Origin of the sequence: Crinalium epipsammum PCC 9333 (assembly GCF_000317495.1) — a bacterium.
In the GTDB taxonomy this organism is placed as follows: domain Bacteria; phylum Cyanobacteriota; class Cyanobacteriia; order Cyanobacteriales; family PCC-9333; genus Crinalium; species Crinalium epipsammum.
Genome location: NC_019753.1, coordinates 3,930,579 through 3,952,023, shown reverse-complemented (window position 1 = coordinate 3,952,023; position 21,445 = coordinate 3,930,579). Strand labels below are relative to the sequence as shown.

19 protein-coding genes are annotated in these 21,445 nt (G+C 40.8%); 3 read left to right on the top strand and 16 right to left on the bottom strand.

Annotation, left to right across the window (positions count from 1 at the left end):
* Position 1 precedes the first annotated feature (1 nt).
* The 16 genes from CRI9333_RS17245 to CRI9333_RS17170 form a co-directional block, all read right to left on the bottom strand.
* Positions 2–652, bottom strand: coding sequence for a hypothetical protein (locus CRI9333_RS17245; protein WP_015204459.1), 651 nt, complete (start codon positions 650–652; stop codon positions 2–4).
* A complete protein-coding gene (locus CRI9333_RS17240) occupies positions 646–1,017 on the bottom strand; it encodes a response regulator transcription factor (protein WP_015204458.1) in 372 nt (123 codons plus the stop codon). Before CRI9333_RS17240 ends, CRI9333_RS17245 begins: the two co-directional genes overlap by 7 nt.
* Positions 1,017–2,063, bottom strand: coding sequence for a protein-glutamate methylesterase/protein-glutamine glutaminase (locus tag CRI9333_RS17235; protein ID WP_015204457.1), 1,047 nt, complete (start codon positions 2,061–2,063; stop codon positions 1,017–1,019). The genes CRI9333_RS17240 and CRI9333_RS17235 overlap by 1 nt, the downstream gene beginning before the upstream one ends.
* 267 nt (positions 2,064–2,330) lie before the next feature.
* On the bottom strand, positions 2,331–3,170 hold the full coding sequence (locus CRI9333_RS17230; RefSeq protein WP_015204456.1) for a CheR family methyltransferase: 840 nt from the start codon (positions 3,168–3,170) through the stop codon (positions 2,331–2,333).
* Between the two features lie 297 nt (positions 3,171–3,467).
* Positions 3,468–6,227, bottom strand: a complete 2,760-nt coding sequence (locus CRI9333_RS17225) for a HEAT repeat domain-containing protein (RefSeq protein ID WP_015204455.1) — start codon at positions 6,225–6,227, stop codon at positions 3,468–3,470.
* A gap of 69 nt (positions 6,228–6,296) precedes the next feature.
* Positions 6,297–8,456 carry a methyl-accepting chemotaxis protein gene (locus tag CRI9333_RS17220; RefSeq protein WP_015204454.1) on the bottom strand — a complete coding sequence of 720 codons (2,160 nt, stop codon included), beginning with the start codon at positions 8,454–8,456 and terminating at the stop codon, positions 6,297–6,299.
* A 251-nt stretch (positions 8,457–8,707) separates the two neighbouring features.
* Positions 8,708–9,160: a chemotaxis protein CheW gene (locus CRI9333_RS17215; protein ID WP_015204453.1), complete on the bottom strand. Its 453-nt coding sequence runs from the start codon at positions 9,158–9,160 to the stop codon at positions 8,708–8,710.
* A 147-nt stretch (positions 9,161–9,307) separates the two neighbouring features.
* Positions 9,308–11,326: a chemotaxis protein CheA gene (locus tag CRI9333_RS17210; RefSeq protein WP_015204452.1), complete on the bottom strand. Its 2,019-nt coding sequence runs from the start codon at positions 11,324–11,326 to the stop codon at positions 9,308–9,310.
* Positions 11,327–11,435: 109 nt separating this feature from the next.
* On the bottom strand, positions 11,436–11,813 hold the full coding sequence (locus CRI9333_RS17205; RefSeq protein WP_015204451.1) for a response regulator: 378 nt from the start codon (positions 11,811–11,813) through the stop codon (positions 11,436–11,438).
* Between the two features lie 425 nt (positions 11,814–12,238).
* On the bottom strand, positions 12,239–12,676 hold the full coding sequence (locus tag CRI9333_RS17200) for a hypothetical protein (protein ID WP_157462342.1): 438 nt from the start codon (positions 12,674–12,676) through the stop codon (positions 12,239–12,241).
* A 210-nt stretch (positions 12,677–12,886) separates the two neighbouring features.
* Entirely contained in the window at positions 12,887–14,185 is a 1,299-nt protein-coding gene (locus CRI9333_RS17195) for a chloride channel protein (RefSeq protein ID WP_015204449.1), read from the bottom strand.
* 212 nt (positions 14,186–14,397) lie between these two features.
* Positions 14,398–15,534: a citrate synthase gene (locus tag CRI9333_RS17190; RefSeq protein WP_015204448.1), complete on the bottom strand. Its 1,137-nt coding sequence runs from the start codon at positions 15,532–15,534 to the stop codon at positions 14,398–14,400.
* 141 nt (positions 15,535–15,675) lie between these two features.
* Positions 15,676–16,236, bottom strand: a complete 561-nt coding sequence (locus CRI9333_RS17185; RefSeq protein ID WP_015204447.1) for a SixA phosphatase family protein — start codon at positions 16,234–16,236, stop codon at positions 15,676–15,678.
* 25 nt (positions 16,237–16,261) lie between these two features.
* Complete coding sequence (locus CRI9333_RS17180) at positions 16,262–17,563, bottom strand: DHH family phosphoesterase (RefSeq protein WP_015204446.1); 1,302 nt, start codon at positions 17,561–17,563, stop codon at positions 16,262–16,264.
* Positions 17,564–17,917: 354 nt separating this feature from the next.
* Positions 17,918–18,415: an HNH endonuclease gene (locus tag CRI9333_RS17175; protein WP_015204445.1), complete on the bottom strand. Its 498-nt coding sequence runs from the start codon at positions 18,413–18,415 to the stop codon at positions 17,918–17,920.
* A 251-nt stretch (positions 18,416–18,666) separates the two neighbouring features.
* Entirely contained in the window at positions 18,667–18,933 is a 267-nt protein-coding gene (locus CRI9333_RS17170; protein ID WP_015204444.1) for a hypothetical protein, read from the bottom strand.
* Between the two features lie 217 nt (positions 18,934–19,150).
* On the opposite strand from CRI9333_RS17170, the gene CRI9333_RS17165 reads away from it, so the two are divergent.
* The 3 genes from CRI9333_RS17165 to CRI9333_RS17155 all read left to right on the top strand — a co-directional run bounded on the left by CRI9333_RS17165 (position 19,151) and on the right by CRI9333_RS17155 (position 21,183).
* The gene (locus tag CRI9333_RS17165) at positions 19,151–19,603 is read left to right on the top strand and encodes a QcrA and Rieske domain-containing protein (protein ID WP_015204443.1); all 453 of its coding nucleotides are present in this window, start codon (positions 19,151–19,153) and stop codon (positions 19,601–19,603) included.
* A gap of 317 nt (positions 19,604–19,920) precedes the next feature.
* Complete coding sequence (locus CRI9333_RS17160; RefSeq protein WP_015204442.1) at positions 19,921–20,109, top strand: CsbD family protein; 189 nt, start codon at positions 19,921–19,923, stop codon at positions 20,107–20,109.
* A 252-nt stretch (positions 20,110–20,361) separates the two neighbouring features.
* Positions 20,362–21,183 (top strand): cyanophycinase, encoded by an 822-nt coding sequence (locus tag CRI9333_RS17155; protein ID WP_015204441.1) that lies wholly within the window; start codon positions 20,362–20,364, stop codon positions 21,181–21,183.
* Positions 21,184–21,445: the final 262 nt, after the last annotated feature.

Here is a 21,445-nt window from a genome sequence, read left to right as displayed (position 1 = left end):
TTTAATTTATAATAATTTCAATTTCAGAATTGCTTGTACTTCCCGCGATAGGCGATGCCCAAATTTCTACAGCCTGAATTAAGGATTCTAAGGAGTCTAAACTTAATAGCAACATCAAATAGCCAGTTACAGATTTATCCCGCATACTAAAGGTGGTGGAGACAACTAGGGAATAAGATAATTCTTCGCCTGCAATGGAATTGATTAGTTGATCTAAAACATCGAGATGTAAACGTGGCGCAGAAAAGCAAACTGGGATGTTGAGCAGGTTGCCAAACATTCCTAAACAGGCATTTAACAATATATTACCAATTTCGGTTAATACTTCACAAGCTGAACTGTCTAAACTATGAGTATTTCTACTAGCAGTTGGAACGAATAATTTTGTGAGTTCTAAAGCGCCTTGGTAGTTCAATAACAACATGGCATTACCGGAAATAGATCCAGTAAAAACTTGCTCTACGGTGGCAAGATCGCCTGCTAAAGAATTTGCCAGTATAGTATTTAATGTACTAATAGGATGAATATAGACATCGGGTTGTTCTAAAACTACGCGATCGCCTGTTAGTTCTGATAATGATGCCGCAGTACGAGCAAAAGAAATATTAATTAATTCTATTAACGCATCTCGATGTTGGGCTGTAATTAGCATATTCCCGATCCTTTCAGTACTGTATTGACAACTTCCATAACCTTGGCAGATGCAAATGGTTTATTTACAAATGCTTTTGCTCCTGCTGTTTCGGCAGATTCCCGTGTCGATTTTTGAATATCGGCGGTGGCTATAATTACTTGTACAGTGCTGTCTAGTTGACGTAATTTTTCTAGTACATCTAGTCCATACATTCCTTCCATTACTAAGTCGAGTAAGACCAAATCGGGGTGATTGAGAAAATAAGCTTCTATACCAGAAATTCCGTCTTTGGCTTCGATCACTTGATGTCCAGCTTTTTCTAGTATGTTACGGAGCATTCGCCGCGACATACTAGAATCATCGACAAGTAAAATTTTTGCCATCAGATTTCCTCTAAAATTGCTTGCGCCATGTGGGTTAGTGGTACACTGCGATCGCTTAACCCTGCTTCAACGACTGAACGAGGCATCCCGTAGACAACACAAGTTTCTTCTGCTTCGGTAATAATTTTTCCTCCATGAGACTTAATCCAAGCTGCGCCTTGTTTGCCATCAGAACCCATCCCTGTCATTACTATTCCCAAAACGCGATCGCTATAAACTTCGGCGGCTGATTGAAATAGCACATCGACTGCGGGACGATGCAGGGTATCTATGGGACGGGCATCTAAGTGGGCGACTACTGTACCATCAGGTTGACGGCGAAAGCTTAAGTGTCGTCCAGCAGCAGCTAGTAATGCTACTCCTGGCTTGACAATAGCGCCTTCATAAGCCTCAATTACTTCTAAGTTTGATTGCTCATTTAATCTGCGGGCATACATTTCTGTATAACCTACTGGCATATGTAATACCATTGCGATCGGTACTGGCATTTCAGCAGGTAGTTGAGGAATTAAGAAGGTGAGGGCTTGAGGACCACCTGTTGATATCCCAATCACAATAATATCTAGTGTTCCTGACTGAGGTTTTGTGGCAACTGAAGCCGCTTGTTTGTTGTTAGATAATTGGGGCGCAAGCAAACGCTTAAGCGGTACATCAGCAGCAGATTTGACTTTTTCGATTAATTCTTCACTAATTTCAAAAATCTTTTCGGTTGCTAAAGCTGTTGGCTTTTGCACAAAGTCAACTGCACCCGCGTCAAGTGCGGCTAGTGCCATTTCACCACTCTCACTGGCAATGCTGAGAACTATTACAGGAATGGGGTTTATTGCCATTTGGCGACGGAGAAATTCTACTCCGTCCATGTGGGGCATGATTAAGTCTAATGTCACTACGTTTGGCTGGAGTTCTTGCACCATTTCTAATGCTTCTTCACCATCATGGGCAGCCCCTACTACTTCTATAAATGGGCTACGTGATAACATTTGCTTGACAACTTTACGCACGTAGGCTGAATCGTCTACTATTAATACTCTTAATAATTTATCCATAATTTTTTTGTTTGATAATTTTTGCTAGTAGCATTTAGGTGAAATATTATCCTTTTGGCAAAAGTTATAATAGGGATTTTGGGAAAGGAAATTCAACCGCAGATAAACGCAGATAAACGCAGATGTAAGACAAGATTTTAGGGTTTAGGCAAAAGGTGTATTGAGGATTTTTTCATGCTTTGGAATGATTTGTTAATCCACAGCAGTACTAAAGATGGTTGAATTGTTGTTGTGGTCACTTGTTTATTCAAGTGTTATTGATAATTGTTAATTTTTAACGTATACGAATGCGCCAGCAATTTCTTGTAGTTCCAGTGCGTTAGTCAGTTTTAATAGTGATTCAGACGCGCCAACAAATAAATAACCTGGTGTTAGGAGTTTTGGCAAGAACAATTTGAGAGTTTTGCGAATGGCGGGTTCTGAAAAATAAATGAAGACGTTGCGACAAAAGATCACTGACATTGGGGGGAATTTTTGCAAATCGGTTTTGGAAACTAAATTTGCACAACTCCACTTGATGCGATTGTGAATTTCTGGCGATATCCGTGTTAATCCTGCTTCATCTTGGAAATATTTGGCTTTTAATTGAGGTGATAGACTACGGAAGGCGCGATCGCGATATAAACCAGATTCAGCTTTGGCGATCGCACTGTGGCTGGCATCACTAGCATAAATTTCAATCGTCATTTTTTCAAACCAGCCTGCTTCATTTAATGCCATTGCGATCGTCAAAGGTTCCTCGCCTGTGGCACAAGCAGCACTCCAAATCCGCAATGGTTGGTAGGGAGAATTAGCTAAATGTTGAGGTGCGATCGCTTCAACTAAAGCTTGAATTTGATCAAATTCTCGCCAAAAAAAGGTTTCTTGAACTGAAAGTGCATCAATTAAATATTTCCATTCTGTATCTGCTGTTTCATCGTATTTCAGCAGGTAGTAGTAGTCTAAATACGAGTGAAAACCTCGTTCAATTACTCGCGGCAAAAGTTTATCTGCCAACAACTCGCGTTTGTCGCTTTCATAACTCACGCCTATGTGTTCATGAATTAAATCACGTAACAACGTAAACGTACTTTCCGGCAAAGTGAGGTTTTCTGGAATAAATTGCATTGTCGTAGCAGATAAAGTTTTATTAATAAAAAATGAAGCAGATCACAGATAGTATCTACAGCTTAAAGAGAGAGGCTTTTTGCTATCGTGATGTAATTCTTGAAATTGAGTATTATAAGCTAACGCGCATTTAAATTGTACTTTTTAATTGAGAGAAAAATTATCAAACCCTATAACCCTCTCTCCTCCCTCCTCTCTTTCTAAAAGATAAAATTTAGAAACACAACAGCTTATTATTTAGGATCTGGCAGATTTGAATGATTAATCAGTAACCTGAGATACAGCTTCAGAAACGATTTACATTTGCAACACTTTTTGGGCAGCGCGACGGACTGCGGGATCGGGATCTGTACGCGCTAAAATCACCAGTTTACGTTCTGCACTGCGATTACCTAAATATCCCAAAGCGGTGACAGCCGCTAAACGCACTATACCATCGCTATCCTCTAAAGCTGTCTCTAAAAAGGCTGATGCTTGGGGATGCTTTAACCGCGTCAGTGCATCTACTACAGCACGGCGAACACCACTACGAGGATGAGTCAACCCAGTAGCAATTGCTGCAATTTGTGGTTCACGCAGTTTAGCTAATGCGGTAACGCAAGCTTCTCGCCTGGTTGGTTCTGCTGTCAGATCGATTAAAGCGGCGATCGAGGAGCTTCTGTGTGAATTACTGTTAGTTTCTGTAATTGCCAAACGTGCCAGCGCCTCAATTGCTGTTTGCACAATCACAGTTTGTGGGTTTGATTGTGCAATACATTGTAATGCTTCTGCTACACCAATACCATTACATTCACCCAACGCACGAATCGCAGCTAGACGGCTAACAGTATCGGCATTACGCGCCACAGCTAACAATGTTGGTAAAGCGTCTGGATGCTTAATCATGCCCAAAGCAGCGATCGCGGCTTGGGGTAAATCTCCCTCGCTATCAGTAACTAAAACTAATGGTGCAAGAATAGCTACAGCACGCTCACCACCAATGCGCCCTAGTGCTTGGATCGCAGACGATCGCACATGGTTCGCTTCATCACTTTGCGCTAATTGTGCTAAAGCGTCTATTGCTTCAACATATTCATGTCTGCCAATTGAACGGGCAGCATAATATCGCACCCAAGGCTCTGGATCTTTTAAAGCACTAAGCAATAATGGAAAAGCACTATTACTATCTAGATGTTCCAACGCTTTAGCAGCTACCGTCCGCACTTTCGGGGTTTCATTATATAAGGCATGAGCAATAGTTGTTAGTACATTTTCGTTTTCCAAATAAGCAATATGTTCTATTGCCGCAGTGCGGACAATTTCTATAGGATCAGAGCAAGCTGCAAATAGTAACTGTTCACACTCTGGATAAGCAAAATATCCCGCTATTTTTACTGCTGATTCTCTTACTAAAGGATCAGGATCACTTAATAGTTGAACCATCCGCCCTGCCATCTCTGGATGCCCCAAAGAATCCAAAGCAGAAATTGCAGCCTGACGTACTCCGACATCTTGATGACCAATTAAACTTAGTAATGCTTCAAAGGCACGGCGATCGCCAATTTGTGCTAATGCTCCGGCTGTAGGAATTACTAACTCTGGAATTGTCGTTAAAATTTCAATCATTGCTGGCACAGCAATAGGATCGCCAATTCGCCCCAATGTGACAATAGCAGCTTCACTGGTTGCCAAATCTGCGGCTGCTAGTTGTGCCATTAATAACTTAGTGACTCGTTTACCGTATTTGACGAGGGCAACTTTAGCCAAATCACGGGCGGCTGGATAATTTAATAGCTCAGTCATCGCTGCTTCTATGGCTTCGCCATCTAGCCAACTTAGAATTAGTACAAACGAGCGAAATTCATTGTGCTTGGCATGGTGAAGCGCCTTAAGGAAGTTATCCGTACCTTGCTGAGTAATCGACTGCTTGAATAAATCAATAATTTGATTACCTTCGCCATAAACTTTTTCATAGCGGTAGTAGAGGTTAGCGATCGCCTTGATAATTACTTTGGCTGGTGCTGTCCCTGTATTTAAAAGTTCTACCAAGGGGGCAACTACCTCTTCATTTCCAAGTTCCCCCAAGGTGAGCGCGGCTGGTTCTCTCAATACTTGATCTGCCAGTAAAGGAACTAACCTGGGGGCAATAGCAGGATTACCAATCCGCCTTAAAGCGTCAATTGCCGGAAATGACACAAAAAAATTCCGCGATTCTGCCAAGGTTGTCAAGGCATCTACAGCTTCTTCTGCTCGTAACTGGCTCAACGCATCAATGGCGTGATAGCGGACATTGGCATTAGGATCTTCTAAAGCTTTAATTAAAGCTGGGATTGCCCTGACATCTTGTTGTTCTCCTAATGTCAGTGCTGCATATATCCGCAAATCTTCATCAGAATCATTTAAACATTCAATCAGTGCTGGAATAGTATCTGTATTGCTCAGTGCCATTACTTGTAGCACACTGTTTAATACACCTAAATCTTGATGCTGTTCCCTTAAAGTCCGTAGCAGCATAGCTGCTGTGTGTTCGCCGCCTCGTAGCGCCAAGCCATCAACAACTTTCTGCCTTACCCGCCAGTTTTCATCAGCCATTGCTGTGACTATGCTGGGCTGAGATTCTGGGGATTCTTCTGTTGTTAACAATTCAACAGCATGGATGCGAGTATCTTCATCATGGCTCAATAGTTGTTGTGCCAACTCACATTCATGATTGAGTTTGGCGGTGACATCTTCAATTGTGACAATCGTACCAATAATGCGATCGCTTGATTGCAACGGTGAAATTGTTACCCGTTGTTGCATCCGCTCAAAATACTGGGAAGGTGTCAACGGTGGACAAGGAATTAAGTAACGATCAACTGTGGGAGCAATAGTTTCAATTGTCCCAGAAGTAAGTACTTGCTGGAACAGCTTCAGTAAGCCTCGTGCTTCTAAATCGGGGACAATTACAGTTAATTTTTTGCCACAAGCTTCATCCGCACTCATACCTGTAGCCTTTGACAACCAATCATCCCACGAACGCACTATCAGTTGATTGTCAGTTGTAAAGATACTGATGGCAGTCTTGGATGAGGACATTTTTATACCTGGTCATTTTGGAGGGAGGAGGGAGGGAGGAGAGGAAAATTGGTCATTGGTCGGTCATTGTTAATTGTTAATTGTTAATTGATAATTGTTAATTGTGTTAGTGAGATTTTTCGCTTCTTCTACCAAATCAGTAGCGATTCGCTGGTTTTCTTGGATTACATTTATGTTAACTTCAGTTACACAGCGAATTTCTGTGAGTGAATTGAGTATATATTCACAAACTGTAGAGTTTTCCCGATTAGAGCGCGTGATGGTTGCCATTTGTTTAGCAATATTTTGTGTAGCTGGGTTAATTTCTCTAATCGCCAGGTTTTGTTCGCTCATTCCTTTAGCAACTTGATTTGATTGACGGCGCATACTTTCTACTGCTGTCGTGATTTGAGTAGCCGCAGTTGCTTGTTCGCCCATTGCCTTGCTAATATGAGCAATCAAACGTGCTAAACGTTCTCCTTCTTTAGATATTTGCTCACTTGCTGTTGCTTGTTCAGATACAGCACGAGCAGTAGTAGAAGCTCCTTTACGCATCGCTTCTACTACTTGCATAATTTGATTCGTGCCGTTGGTTTGTTCAACCATTGCTTTACGCACTTGTTCAGCAAGATTAGTAGTATTTTGGGCAGCTTTGATTACGTCACGGGCAGCACGCGATTGTTCATTCATTGCCTGATTTACTTGCTGGGTAATTTTTCGCATTTGTCCAGTTGCTTGCGCGATCGCACTAATTGCTTTAGCTTGTTCAACTGTTGCACGTGCTACTTCTTTAGCTTGTCCAGAGGTAGTTTTGATGGCATTAACTACATTTTGTCCAGTCGAAATTTGTTCTTCGGTAGCACGGCTAATTTCACTAACCAGTTGTTTGGTTTGTTCAATTCCTGACAAAATTGTTTTTAATCCAATCGCACCTTCTTCTGCAAGGCGATTGCTTTCATCCGCTACCTTTAACCCTTCGTTAGATGAACTGACAGCTTCTTGTACTACTCCTTGCAAAGCTTTAATAATTGTGGCAATATCGGTGGTTGCTTGGGCTGCACGATCTGCTAAATTGCGAATTTCTTCAGCGACGACAGCAAAGCCACGCCCTGCTTCTCCTGCACGAGCAGCTTCTATTGAGGCATTTAAAGATAGTAAATTTGTGCGCTCGGCAATTAAGTTAATTGTATCGACAATGCTACTAATTTCATTAGTACGTTTGCCCATTTCGCGCACTACTTGTGTTGATTGCGCCATTGATTCTCGCACACGCACAAACCCTTGAATTGATTTTTGAACGGTGACACCACCTAGTTCGGCATCGCGGGCTACTTTGCGGGTAATTTCATCAGCTTGTCTCGTTAAATTACTAACTGCACGAATTGAGCGATCAAGTTGTTCTGCACTGGTAGCGGAACCAGAAGCAGCATCAGTAATGCGTTCAGCGTTTTGTGCTACGCCTTGAATTGAACGGGATGTTTCTTCTATAGCTGTGCCAACTTCTTCAACTTTGGCGGCTAGTTTTTCAGTTGTAACAGAAACTTCCTCTATTGAAGCTGCCATTTCGTTGATTGAGGCAGTGGTTTGTTCCGCAGCACTGGCTAAGTCATCAGTATTATTAGTCACGCCTTGAATTGAACGAGTCATTTGTTCAACAGAGGCGGCTGTTTCACTAATTGATGTAGCAAGGTTATCACTATCACGACTAACGCTTTTAATAGAAGCAGCCATTTCTGTCATTGAACTTGTTACCTCCGTCGCCGAAGTCGCCATTTCTTGAGTAATATTGTTGACGCTTTGAATAGAAGTAGTAGTTTCTTGGATTGAAGCCGCAGTTTGATTAATAGATGAAGCTAACTCGACGGTGTTACCAGTAATTTGCTCAATTGAAGCTGCCATTTCGTTGACTGATGAAACTAGCTGTTCTGTTGAGGTTCCCACCGATTCCGCTTGGTTTGCTGTTTCTTTGAGAGAAGTTACCATTTGGTTAGTACCATTGGTAATTTTGTCAAGCGATCGCACTTGCTCTTCCTGACATTCGGTTAATTGCGAGGTTTTTTGGGCAATTTCCTCTGTGTGATTGATTATTTGTTCACTTTGCGATCGCACTCTAGTAAGTTCTTCAGAAATTTGGCTATAAACCTCAGCAACTGTTGCTTTAAACTGAGAGTTACGTGCTACTAAAGCTGGTACTACAGCCACAAACGAAAAAACCGCGATCGCCAAAATTGCAATTGAAAATACAGACATAAAAATTTCTCCTATTAACTTATATTTAATTCTAATTATTCACAGTAGCTTTATTAATTAAAAAAACTGTTAATAACAAAAAGAATATATTCCAACCCCTCAGCCGTCAGCGATCAGCTTAAATTAATTTTATTTTTTGAAAAATTACCTTTTATCAATTTTTTCTAGGATTAATTTGCGACCTAATTTAATATTATAAAATTTAACGGTACAGATCCACAAAAAGATCAAGGCTGAGAATTTTTCACTCATCACTCCTCAATTTCTGCACTATTAAGCAATTCCTCAGCATTCAAAATCAGTACCAAACGCTCCCCTAACGTAACGATGCCTTCTAAATATTTGCTACTTAACCCAGAAATTGCTTCTGGAGGTGGTTGAATAGTACTAACTGGCACAGATATAAATTCGCGGGCGGTATCTGCAATTACACCCACAGTGCGGCTACCTGCATGAATCACGATCAAACGGGTACGAGGATTATAAGGGATTTTTTCCAGCCCAAAGCGCACACGCAAATTCACCGCAGGAATCACTTGACCACGAGAAAAAACCACACCTTCAACAAAGGGTGCAGCATTAGGGACAGGGGTAATTTGTTCAATCATCTCCATTTGCTGCACAAAATAACTGCGTAGTGCATAAGTTGTGCCTGCAAGTTCAAAAAGGATAAATGGTTCAGAATCATTCAAGTTATCTAACATTTTTTAAACAGGTCGCTAAAAATAAAGGTAACATTACTTTCTTCCCACTAAAAAATTACTGCTCGTATTCTTCTTCTTTCTTGGCGTACTTGGCGTTTTGGCGGTTATAAAAATAGGTATTCTTTAGACGGGAAGAAAGTAATACTGTTAATTGCTAATCGCTAATTCAGTAGTATTTATAATCAAAACTACCCGTCCGTCTCCTAATTCAGTTGCTCCAGAAATGCCTTTAACTTTAACTAAAGGATCAGTAAGAGGGCGCACAACAATTTCTTGTTGAGCAATAATTTGATCTACAGCAACCCCAACTGCACTTAAACCAGTACCAACCACAATTACATAAAAACGGCTGTTTGATGATTCTGGTAATTTAAACAAGCTTGTCAGGCGTAGTAAAGGTAAAACACTACCTCGATAAGTAATAATTTCGTTGCTTTCAAATATAGTGATGTTAGATGAATGTACTTCTAAAACTTCGCGGACTGAAGACTGAGGTACTGCAAAAGTTTGTTTACTTACAGTGACAATTAAAGCATCTGCGATCGCTAAAGTTAAAGGCAAGTAGATAGTAAAACGAGTACTTTCCCTTACTTTGGACTCTAACGTGAGCAAACCCCCCAATTCTTGCACAGTATTTTTAACCACAGCCATCCCCACCCCCCGCCCACTGGTTAAATCAGCTTGTTCGCGGGTAGAAAAACCTGGAGAACAAATAATGTCTAAAGCTGTATTAATATCAATGGCATCACCATCAATTAAGCCTAATTTTCTCGCCTTAGATGAAATCCCCTCAAGATCAACCCCTCGCCCATCATCTTCAATTTCAATCACCACAATTTCCCCTGCTGTAGTCGCCCGTAACGCTAACTTTCCTTCAGGTGACTTCCCTTGCGCTACCCGCTCTGATTCTGCTTCTAAGCCATGACTAACGGCATTTCTGACTAAATGCAGCAACGGATCCATCATCCGCTCAACTACAAATTTATCAATTTCAGTTTCCTGACCCCTTAGTTCTACCGTTACCTTTTTATTACTTTCTCTAGCCACATCCCGCGCCACAAACTGCATCCGCCTAAAGATTTCACTAATAGGTACTAAACGTACCCGCATTACCCCCTCGCGTAAATCCCGCAATTGTCGTTCCAAAGCGAGGTTAGTTTCTCGTAATGTTCGTAATTGTTTTGCAGGAACATTAGCTTCTAACTTATTTAAATGATCTTCTAAACGCGCTCTACTAATTACTAACTCACCAACCATCTGCATTAATTCATCTAAACGAGCTAAATCAACGCGCACTACATTTGATGGTGCAGCAGTAACCGTCGGCGGGGGAGTAACTACAGGAGGTGGAGGAATTGCTTCTTCTTTACTAATATGGGTTTTTACAACTGTCTCTATATTTGACTCTTGGGAATAATGAGTATAGGTAACGCCGTCATTTTTCCACTCAGCAAAGATGCTTTCATCTGCATCACTAGCTAAGAGAAAATCGAAGGTAATGCCTCCCGTACTGGTAATACGAGGTGCTGCGTGAATTAATTGTCCTAATAGTTGTAAACGTTCCCGAATTTTGCTAACATTTATTCCTCGTTCCGCTAAACCAGATACCGGAGCAAATTCAAATTGCCAAGCCTTTTTACCCGGATGTAAAGCAGCAACTAATTGGGCGATTTCTTCTGGCTTCAAATTTAGCGATGCTAATGGTTTTGTCGCTGAGGCAGAAGTAACATTTGTTGATTTTTCTACGGGTTCACTATCAGGAAGAACAGCGTTGATTTGGGCTACAATGTCGGTAATATCAGGTGTTTGCGCTTGGGTACGACGGGCAGTAATTACCTGATCCAGCATTTTTGTGCCTGTAATTAAGGCATCCATCCCAGCTTGATTTAGAGTAACTTGCTTTTCACGTAATGCCCGCAGATAACTTTCCATTTCATGGGCTAATTGCTCGGCTTCTCTTACGCCAATCATCCCCGACATTCCTTTGAGGGAATGAAAACTACGGAATAGTTCTTCTAGTAGCGATCGCTCTATCTGGGGACGATCAACAAAATCTTCTAAAGCTAGAATATCTCGACGCAAAATTTCCAGATGTTCTTCACATTCCGCAAAGTAATCATCGGCAAATTCTGCAAAGAAGCTTTCATTATTAACGTCCGTAGACATGAGTTAATTACCCATTGATTTATTTTGATTGGCTCACCATTTTAATTTTTTTAATTACAAGTAACTTTTAAAATAAGTGTCGTTTTACTTTTTAATTCACGATTTAACATTAAATCTCCCCATCCTGCAATAAATCGTTAGCCTCTTCAGCCAGTTTACCTGGATCAAAAGGCTTTGTTAAGTAACGTGAAGCACCTGCTGCGATCGCTGCTCCCCGACTTGATTCATCTCCTCTAGTTGTTAATATAATAATTGGGATAGTTTGATATTTTTCCTGCCCTCTCACAAACTTCAGCACCTCCAAACCGTGCATATCTGGCATATTTAAATCTAAGATCATTAAATCTATAGATGACATTGCTAAATATTCAATCGCTTCTAACCCACTACTCGCCTCATCAAAACTTACTTCTGTTAACCCACGCAAAGATGCCATTACCATTCGTCGCATCGTTGCCGAATCATCCACCACCAAAATTTGTTTCATACAAGTTTATTTTTCACTCTGTATACATTTAATCTTAAATTGCGCCTCTATCTAAAGATAGCAGATAGCAAATTCAAAAAATAGTAACTTACTTACCTATTTTTTTTTCAAAGTTCAACCATAATAAACTATATGAATGTTAATTAAACGAATAATTGCTGGTGCTTTATTAGTAAGCTAACGCGCATTTAACTTGTACATTTTATAACTCTTGAGAAAAGTTATGAAACCCTCTTCCCCTCTCTCCTCCCTCCCTAAAACATCAAAATTAGAAACACAACAGCTTATTTTAAAAAGCCCCCCCCTTACGAATGAAGGGTTGGGGCTGTAGGCAAATAAATTGGTAAAATATTACTAATTAGCTTTACACCTCAACTGCGTAATATAGGATTTGCTGTACTTTTTGACATTCTTCTGGTTCCAGGTTACTTGCGTTGAGTAACTGTCTGAGGTTCAGGTTGTCCCAGAAAGACAACTTTAATTTGATTACGTGAAAAAACACCTGGAACGCTTACCTGTGCTGATGCTTGAGGTATCGCAATACACCTTGCCCTTTTAGAAGCTTCATTGTGAGCATTGATAGCAGTTACATAAAAAGTAACACGCCGATTTTTAATCTGAGAATATGTTACTAATGGCATCAGCTTGTCAAGACAACCTGCTAAATTAAATTGCAGATTTACGCGAGTTTCCGAACCTGTGACAGCATCGCCTAACGGGATACGTCGCTGCTCTACCTTAGTAATTTTACCTGCAATGGGACTTAACCCATCTGTACCTTCGGGGATGGATAAAACTTGTGCCTGCGCTGTAGCGGTAAATGAGATTAGTGCAATAGCCAAACTGAGAACACGAGTAAGCATAGAATTAAATAACATCACTAATCTTAGTAAAGCAATACTTCCCTAAAATTTAGGGTTTGTTACCAATTTTGTAACTGTAGTAGGTAGCTACTAAATATACTTCTGTCAACAAGGCAAAGCACCTACTCATAAAGTTTGTCCATTTCTTACACTTTGGACGGAGAGGGGGCAGGGGGTGGGGTTTTACCTTTAACTTGAGTTGACATTTTTTCACTCAGCGATCGCATCTGATGGCAACTTCTGTTGAGACTTGATCAAAGGTAATTTCGGCGCAAGAAAAAATCCGATCAAACTAGCAAACAAAATAGGAGTAAACGGACTAACATTAGTTAGTTTTGAGATCAACAAAGTCGTACTTACAGGTGTCCGTGTTACTGCTGCATTTAATGCCGCCATAGTACAAATCATCGCCAGCACAGGATTCATCCCAGGAATTAAAATTGCTACCGCTTTACCCAAACAAGCACCTGTAAAGAATAGAGGAATAATAAACCCACCACGCCAACCGCCTGTAACTGTAAGGCTAATTGTCAGCATTTTCGCACCCGCAAGAGCTAACAAAAAAAACACTGGAAAGCCTGTACTTACAACTTCGTTTAATTCTTCATGTCCAAAATAACGGGTAAGTGGCAAAATCGCTGCGATGCTACCTAACCCTAAACCTGCGATTGTTGTGCGGATATAGATAGGACCTGGAATAAGTGCAAAAAAGCGATCGCACACCTTAAACATCCCCATAAATATCCATCCCGCCACCGCCCCAATTATCCCCAAAAAAATCGCCGAGGCAAAATCATCAATATTGTCCAGATTGTATTGGGGAAAATTCCAAGTAGGTGCAATCCCTAAATGTGTGATTGCAGCAAATACCAGATAACTTGCACAGCTAGAAACAATCGCGGGCATTAATGCTTCGTAGTACTCTAAAACGTGCTGATGGTGCAAAATTTCTAACGCAAACATCGCACCACCAAGAGGCGAACCAAATAAAGCAGTAAATCCAGCAGCCATTGCCGCCAAACTAATTGATCTTAAATCTTCACCTTCTAGCTGCCAAACATCCGCCACCCAAGTACCAAAAGATCCCGTAACTTGCACCAAAGGTGCTTCTGGTCCTGCACTACCCCCAGCCGCAATACTGGCAAGGGAAGCAAGAATCATTGAAGGATTTTTGCGAGTATCCAAGCGTCCACCACGCAAGTGAATATTATCCACAATCACAGCAATTTCACCTGGATCCCCTAAAAAATGAATTACCAGCCCAACAAACAAGCCAGCCAGTGGCATCACAAATAGTAAACTCACACCTTGGAATTCTCTAAATTGGTGTGTCAGTAACTCCAATATGTGCCAGTACAAAGAGGCGAACATACCACAAACCGTCCCCACCAAAGCCCAACGTAACACCCAGCGAGAAATCATTAAAGGATTACGCTTTGCTAGTCCCTCAAGTTGAGGTATTGTCCAACGTTGACTTTGATCTGGGTTAGGGCTTTTACGTGGCTGCACTGGTTGTTTCCTAGTTATTTAATTTTCAATTCAGCTAATAGTGGAAGAGAGTGTTATAGCGATCGCGACTGTAGTTGAATATCAAGGATAGTACACTTTAACTCTCTGATTTTCGTTACATATATTATTAATTGTGGAAATTGTTCCCAGGTTCAAACTGGGAACGAGTTAAGTTAATGTTGGGTTTCACTTCGTTCTACCCAACCTACTAGCTAACGTTGTTCGATCGCAATATAAGGATTTCCGTGTTCACCTTTATAAATTTGGGTAGGGCGATATATGCGGTTTTCATCCAATTGTTCTTTCCAGTGAGCTAACCAACCCGCAACCCGTGCGATCGCAAATACTGGTGTAAACAAATCTTCAGGAATACCCATTTTTCGGTACACCAAACCTGAGTAGAAATCCACATTAGGATAAATTCCTTTATGTCCTAACTTCTCCTCAACTGCCTTTTCTAACTCAATAGCAATGTCATAATACTTATCGTGACCAAACTTTTCAAACAACTGTTCAGCTAAACCTTGCAGGCAAGTCGCGCGTGGATCTTTCACTTTATAAACGCGATGACCAAAACCCATAATTTTAGTTTTGCGTTCTAAGCTAGTATCCAACCAAGGGCGAACATTTTCAACTGAACCAATTTCTTCCAGCATTGTAATGACTTCTTCATTAGCCCCACCATGAAGTGGTCCAGCTAAGGTTCCCACCGCCGAAGCGACTACAGCATAAGGATCGGTCAATGTCGAAGCCGTCACTCTAGCAGAAAAAGTTGAAGCATTAATTGTATGTTCTGCATGAAGCGTGAGACATACATCAAAAATATGCGCGGCTAAGGGATCGGGTTCTCGCTCATGAAGCATATACAAAAAGTTAGCCGCGTAGTCCAAATCATCACGAGGACGAACCGGATCGTTACCCTTACGCATTAATTGGAACGCTGCTACCATTGTAGGAATCTTCGCCAGCAGCCTCACTACAGCTTCTCGGATGTAATTTGGATTAGCGAGAGCGCGACGGGAATAAAACAAGCCTAAAGCCGCAGCAGAGGCTTGTAGAGCATCCATTGGGTGTCCTGTCTCTGGAAAACATTTCATCATGTCACGGATGCGATATTTAATCCGGCGATGATAGCGAATGTCATCCTCAAATTGTTTCAGTTCTTCCCTAGTCGGCAGTATTCCCCAGATTAACAAATATGCCGTTTCCAGGAAGGTACTTTGTTGTGCAAGTTCTTCAATACGGATACCTCGATATTCCAAAATACCTTTCTGTCCATCGACATAGCTGATACTGGATTGAGCAGCAGGAATACCTTCTAAGCCTGGTTTGTACTCGCCGACAGTCATCTTTCTATCTTTCGTGTGAGGTAAACATTCTCAAGTTAACTTATCTCAAACCCATAAAGGAATACATTTTGAGAGAGAGGGGGCAGGGGGCAGGGGGGCAGAGGGGTAGAGGGGTAGAGGGGCAATGGTAATTGATAATTGTTATAGCCATTTAGGGGAAGTTAATAAAAATAGTTGACTGTGGCTGACTGGTGTTGTGGTTGCTGGAATGGTTATGCCAATTAATCCAGCTTTTTTGAGGCTAAGTTTTTGACTGGCATCACCCCAAAGTAAGATTTCTGCCCAATTGCCTAAATCAGGTTGATGACCTACTAAAGCTAACTGAATTAAGGATCGTTGGCTTTTATTACCCTTTTTAGAGAGTTTAGACTCAGTGCGATCGCTACGCGACTCCGCAGGAGTATCGCGCCATTGTTGGAACCAACCCAACCAAGCATAATAATCGCCATCAGGAGCAAGGTAGGAAGATTCTTCGACCCGTGAACTAAGTCCAACAGAGTGAAGAATATCTGCGGTTTGGCGCGATCGCACTAAAGGACTTGTCAGAATCAAATCAAACCGCACACCGATCTCATACAGCCGTTTTGCCACTGCTTTGGTTTTCTGATGCCCTTTAGCCGTAAGCTGACGTTCTGCATCATTGGCATAACTATCCGGCTCACCTGCGATACCATGACGAATCAAGAAAAGTTCAGTAATCAAAGTTTAATTGTTAATTGTTAATTGTTTACCGTTTGTCCTGAGAAGGTAAAAGGTTGTCTCTTGGATTAACCAACCGCAGTAGCTTTTGTTTAATTTGCCGATCAAAAACTTCCCACTTCAATTTTGCAAACTCTGAATTGTCATTAAATCCACATAAAAACCCAATTGGAATTTCAAAACCACCAGCCATCAAGCGTCCACCACCAAAAAAGCGCCCTTGACTATCTCGATCAAAAGCTTCTTTGATAAATTCGTCAGGATCTAAGGTAATTTTGTTAGTTCTTAGTGAACCAATTACGACTTCTAAATCTTCATCTTCATCGTGGACAATACCGTAAACAACTGCTGTATGGACGTTTTCTTCTGTTACTAAAAAGTCGGCTGCTTGAGGAATAGCATCGCGATCCTCGTAGCGTAGATAACCTACACCAGCAATTGAGAAGTTATTTTTAACTAAGCGGTTAGTAAGCGATCGCTCAATCACATCCATCACCCGCTTAGAGCGATAAGTCTGTAATACAGCATTCAGCAATTGAGCATCATAAAATCGGCTTAAATATCCCGCCGCTAAAAAATCTTCTTCCTGCGCGTGCATCAAACGGTTAGTATCCGATCGCAAACCGTGCATCAACGCTGTAGCACACTTAACGTGTTCATTGATACTACTATCCAGCTTGAGTAAGCCTGACTGAAGATACTGAGTTAAAATCGTCGCTGTTGCCCGTGTATTCGGACGAATATCAGCAAATTCTGGGTTTAATTCCTGCTGGATACTGTGATGATCGATAATTACTGTTACTGGAATACCTGCTTGTTGCACTACTGACATTAAATGACAGGTAGTAGCTTGGTTATCAATCAGCACACACCCTTGATAAACAGCTAAATCTTTTTCCTTAATATTTTGAATCGCCAAGCGTTTTGTTGGTAAACCTGTTAGTTTTACCAAAGCAATATTTTCCTGGTGGCTGAGTGCGCCAGCATATACGATGTCGCAATTAATGTTGTATTGCTTAACAATTAATTGATAAGCCCAGGCACTAGATAAAGCATCAGGATCAGGAAAATCTTGTAGCAAGACTATTTGGCGATCGCCCCGATGACGATCTAAAGTCTGCTTCAACTCCTCCACCTTTAGCTTCAGCAAAGACTCTGGTTCTGATTGCCCCTGAAAATTACTAGCTTTTCCCCTTGGCTTCGTTACAGATGCTTCCTCCTCTGGGGATTCAACACTCGGTACTTCCTCCAAGCTAGAGTCTGTAATTGTAGACTCGGTTTCTAAAAACGAATTGTTCACATTGAGCGGCTTAAGGGAATTCGATAACATATCGTTGGCGTATATGAATTATGTGATACGGATAGATTGACTAAGGGGATACTGGTATGAAAGTTTATTATTGTTGTTACGTGCCTAACCTGATTTAATTTGTTTTTTGGGATGGGGTGGTAATATCATCTCCGGTTAATCACTACAAACGCAACATGGCGCGTCTTTTCAAAGTTTCTTCTGCTTCCCCCGTTCATCGCAGCCATTGGGTTTTAACTGCATCCTTTTTTTAGCTCCACGCACTATCATTGTCGCAAAACCCCTAGCAACCTACCCACAATCAGAAGTTGTGTTTTCCGGCATTTAAATGAGTAATAAGGTTGAAAAAACCCCTGTGTTATAACAACAGGGGTTTTAAAGACCAATCACATATTTTTGCCATTCTCTATGGGTACCACTTTTGACGTGCTTGGCGACTTCAAAGTGTAGACTACTGTAAGGTCGGCGAGGTTGATGATGTAAGAACATATTGGCTTCTTTAGGAGTACGGTTACCTTTTTTAACGTTGCAACGTACACAGGCGGTCGCAATATTTTCCCAGGTATCGCCGCCACCACGAGAACGAGGCAGCACATGATCGAGGGTTAAATCGTCTCCTGTGCAACCACAGTATTGACAAGAGTGGCTGTCTCGGTGGAGGATATTTCGGCGGGTCAAAGGGATTTCCTTATAAGGAACCCGAACATAATGGCGCAGTCGAATGACTGTAGGCAAGGGGAAATCTGGATACAACATTTTGCCGTTGTGTTCCACTTGCTCTGCTTTGCCTTTGAGCATTAAAACAACCGCTCGTCGCCAGCTAGTGATGTTGAGCGGTTCATAAGAGGCATTTAACACCAGAACCTTGCTCATTGGTGTATTAGTGAAATATTAAAGTAATATTTCTACCGATGGTAGCACAGCTTTCTGGGTGTATGTCAGGACGCTATAGGTATAAAATTTTAACAAACTTTCAACAATTTCACTAAGTCGGTAAAATAGATTGGCTTCGAGCAATTTTTAAGCAAATTAATTTTGTAAGTATTTATACTTACAAAATCCTGAAAAGACCAAGCGTTGGCGAAGCCCACCGTAGGCATCGCACTTTCTGTTATGGCAACTGTTCATCTTCTAAACAGATTAGTCATACTCATTCCTGTGACTAGCAACCCTGCCAAACCCAAACCATTTAATACGGGATAAACCGCCTCTAAGCCGAAAATACTACCACTATGAATTTGTAGAATCAATCCAGCTAAATTATCTTGGTGTAGCCATTCACCCAAAATCGGATAAGTGATACCAGTAAACACAGTTAGTAGTAAGGGCAAGCACATGATAATAGCAAGGCGACGATGATATTTACGAAAAGTACGAGTAAAACTGTTCATAGAAAGCTTGGTAAATTATATAATGTTAATTTAAATACGTATTAAATTAACTATAATAGCTGATTGTAAAGATTAATTGTGAGGTTAAAAATTAAAAAGTCAAGTCTTCTTACTTTATTAAGTAAAAAGAATTTTTCATTTATGTAAGCAGATTTAGATAAATTATTTTACAATACATAATTACGACTTAGTAAACAAGTTTAGTTAGTTAACAATTATGAATCGTCGCGCTTTTTTAAACTGGGTAGGTGTAGGTTTTCTGGCAAGTTCGTTACCTGTGGCGATCGCAGGTTGTATATCAGATCAGTCCGATCAGCAAGCAACTACACCAACACAAACCCCATCTCAACGCCCAGATGGATTCGAGCAGGTTGGCACGGTAGCTGATTTAAATAGTAAAGGTCAAATTCTCCAAAAGCAATCTCCAGAAAAAGCAGTATTAGTAGTCCGCGATCCTAAAGATGCTAACAAAATTTTAGCCGTAAATCCGACTTGCTCTCATAAAGCTTGCATTATTGGATGGCAGGCAGATCAAAGCGTATTTATTTGCCCGTGTCATAATTCTAAGTTTACTCCAGACGGCAAGTTTTTAAATCCACCTGCTAACAAACCCTTGCAAGTTTATCAAGCTAAGATAGAAGGTGAACAAGTTTTAGTTAAGCAAGGATAATTAAAGCTGAGATTTTTGTGTTTCCGCACAGATAGCCGATTCTCTTTCTAGGGTAATATGCCCGAAGCGTGAAAATTCAATTAAGCGTGCCGCGCATTCAAATTGTACATTTTGCGCGTTAGATAAAAGTTATCAAACCCTCCTCTCCCCCTAAAACACAACAGCGAACATACAGTGCGATCGCTATATATAAAAATTAGTAAATATTTACAAAAATTATTTTTTCCTAAAATAAATCTAACCAATGAATGATGCAAACAGCTATCAATCTTAGCGATATTAATAAATAGGAATTAATATAATTTTAAGAGGAAATTATGAGTATTGAAGATAGGGCAGAAGCAGTAGCCAAGAATATTGAAGGAAAAGTGCAAGCAGCTATGGGTGAAATGACTGGCAGCGAAAAAGATAAAATAGAAGGTCACCATAAGCAAGATCAAGCAGCAGCACTTCATCTCAAAGAAGATATCAAAGATAAAGCGAAAGAGATTGTAGAGCAAGCTTAAGTTTTAATGCCATGAGTTTTATCCTTCTAAAGAATTAATCCAGCCAAACCTCATTTTGCTGGATTTTTTAGTAATTTTAAGCACATAGTTTCATCAATAGTTGTTTTCAAAACGTATTTTTTATATCTAAAAGAGTATTTTTTATAACTTTATCATCAGCTAACCTGTTAAATGGGAAACCAATAGAATTAATAAAAAAAACAACAGTTTGTCTTTATTAAGTTCTTTAATCAACATTAAATCTGGAAAAATATGCAAACGGGAGAAAGTCTGCCCAATAATCCTAGTGGGCAGTTGGTAATTATTGGCGGAGCGGAAGACAAAGAAGGCGATTGTAAGGTATTACGAGAGTTTATACGTCGCGCAGGTGGTACTAAAGCTCGAATTGTAGTGATGACTGTAGCAACATCTTTGCCGGGGGAAGTTGGAGAGACTTATATCAACGTCTTTGAAAGGCTTGGAGCAGAACATATTCAAGTCGTAGACACTCCACAACAAGAAGATGCCAACGATCCCAAAGCTATAGAAGCAGTTGAGAATGCTACTGGGGTATTTTTTACAGGGGGAGATCAATCTCGTATTGTCGCAGCAGTTAAAAATACTAAACTCGATGAAGTGATTCACAAACGTTACGCTGAAGGCATTGTAGTTGGTGGGACTAGCGCGGGGGCTGCAATGATGCCAGACATTATGATTATTGAAGGAGATTCGGAAACAAATCCCCGTGTAAATGTAGTAGAAATGGGACCAGGTATGGCTTTTCTGCCAGGAGTGGTGGTAGATCAGCATTTCTTACAGCGCGGACGTATGGGGCGTTTACTGTCAGCGTTGGCACAACAACCAGCAGTATTAGGATTTGGGATTGATGAGAATACTGCTGTGGTAGTTAATGATGGCAAGTTTGAAGTAGTTGGAGAAGGCGCTGTTACAGTTGTTGATGTTGCAGACGTTACTCATTGCAATGTGGATCAACTATTACATGATGAACCATTAGCGATTTGTGGAGCTAAGTTACATATTTTGCCACACGGCTACAAGTTTGATTTGCAATCTCGTAAGCCAATTGTAAACTAGGCAATTTACTGGAGTATAGACTAATCGTTGAGAGCGGTTAGTATAATTTTTTACCATATTGAGAAGGGTTTGAGTAGGCGATCGCTCAAACCCTTCTCAATATGATATCCACGTGCAGCAGCTAAATGCCTGAATAAAAATTGATGTAATTCCAAAGTTATCTAAAGCTGGCGAATAGCCACTGTATTCATGAGTTTGGTGGTCAAATGGATTTACCCTATGAGTTATGCCAAAAGCCAGCTTCATCCGCGATCAAGTTAGG

Coding starts and splice junctions, on each gene's coding strand:
- CRI9333_RS17200 (WP_157462342.1), bottom strand. CDS start 12,676: ATGCTTACTCGTGTTCTCAGTTTGGCTATTGCACTAATCTCATTTACC.
- CRI9333_RS17175 (WP_015204445.1), bottom strand. CDS start 18,415: ATGAGCAAGGTTCTGGTGTTAAATGCCTCTTATGAACCGCTCAACATC.
- CRI9333_RS17210 (WP_015204452.1), bottom strand. CDS start 11,326: ATGTCTACGGACGTTAATAATGAAAGCTTCTTTGCAGAATTTGCCGAT.
- CRI9333_RS17190 (WP_015204448.1), bottom strand. CDS start 15,534: ATGACTGTCGGCGAGTACAAACCAGGCTTAGAAGGTATTCCTGCTGCT.
- CRI9333_RS17170 (WP_015204444.1), bottom strand. CDS start 18,933: ATGAACAGTTTTACTCGTACTTTTCGTAAATATCATCGTCGCCTTGCT.
- CRI9333_RS17180 (WP_015204446.1), bottom strand. CDS start 17,563: ATGTTATCGAATTCCCTTAAGCCGCTCAATGTGAACAATTCGTTTTTA.
- CRI9333_RS17220 (WP_015204454.1), bottom strand. CDS start 8,456: ATGTCTGTATTTTCAATTGCAATTTTGGCGATCGCGGTTTTTTCGTTT.
- CRI9333_RS17215 (WP_015204453.1), bottom strand. CDS start 9,160: ATGTTAGATAACTTGAATGATTCTGAACCATTTATCCTTTTTGAACTT.
- CRI9333_RS17165 (WP_015204443.1), top strand. CDS start 19,151: ATGAATCGTCGCGCTTTTTTAAACTGGGTAGGTGTAGGTTTTCTGGCA.
- CRI9333_RS17205 (WP_015204451.1), bottom strand. CDS start 11,813: ATGAAACAAATTTTGGTGGTGGATGATTCGGCAACGATGCGACGAATG.
- CRI9333_RS17155 (WP_015204441.1), top strand. CDS start 20,362: ATGCAAACGGGAGAAAGTCTGCCCAATAATCCTAGTGGGCAGTTGGTA.
- CRI9333_RS17245 (WP_015204459.1), bottom strand. CDS start 652: ATGCTAATTACAGCCCAACATCGAGATGCGTTAATAGAATTAATTAAT.
- CRI9333_RS17235 (WP_015204457.1), bottom strand. CDS start 2,063: ATGGATAAATTATTAAGAGTATTAATAGTAGACGATTCAGCCTACGTG.
- CRI9333_RS17225 (WP_015204455.1), bottom strand. CDS start 6,227: ATGTCCTCATCCAAGACTGCCATCAGTATCTTTACAACTGACAATCAA.
- CRI9333_RS17230 (WP_015204456.1), bottom strand. CDS start 3,170: ATGCAATTTATTCCAGAAAACCTCACTTTGCCGGAAAGTACGTTTACG.
- CRI9333_RS17160 (WP_015204442.1), top strand. CDS start 19,921: ATGAGTATTGAAGATAGGGCAGAAGCAGTAGCCAAGAATATTGAAGGA.
- CRI9333_RS17240 (WP_015204458.1), bottom strand. CDS start 1,017: ATGGCAAAAATTTTACTTGTCGATGATTCTAGTATGTCGCGGCGAATG.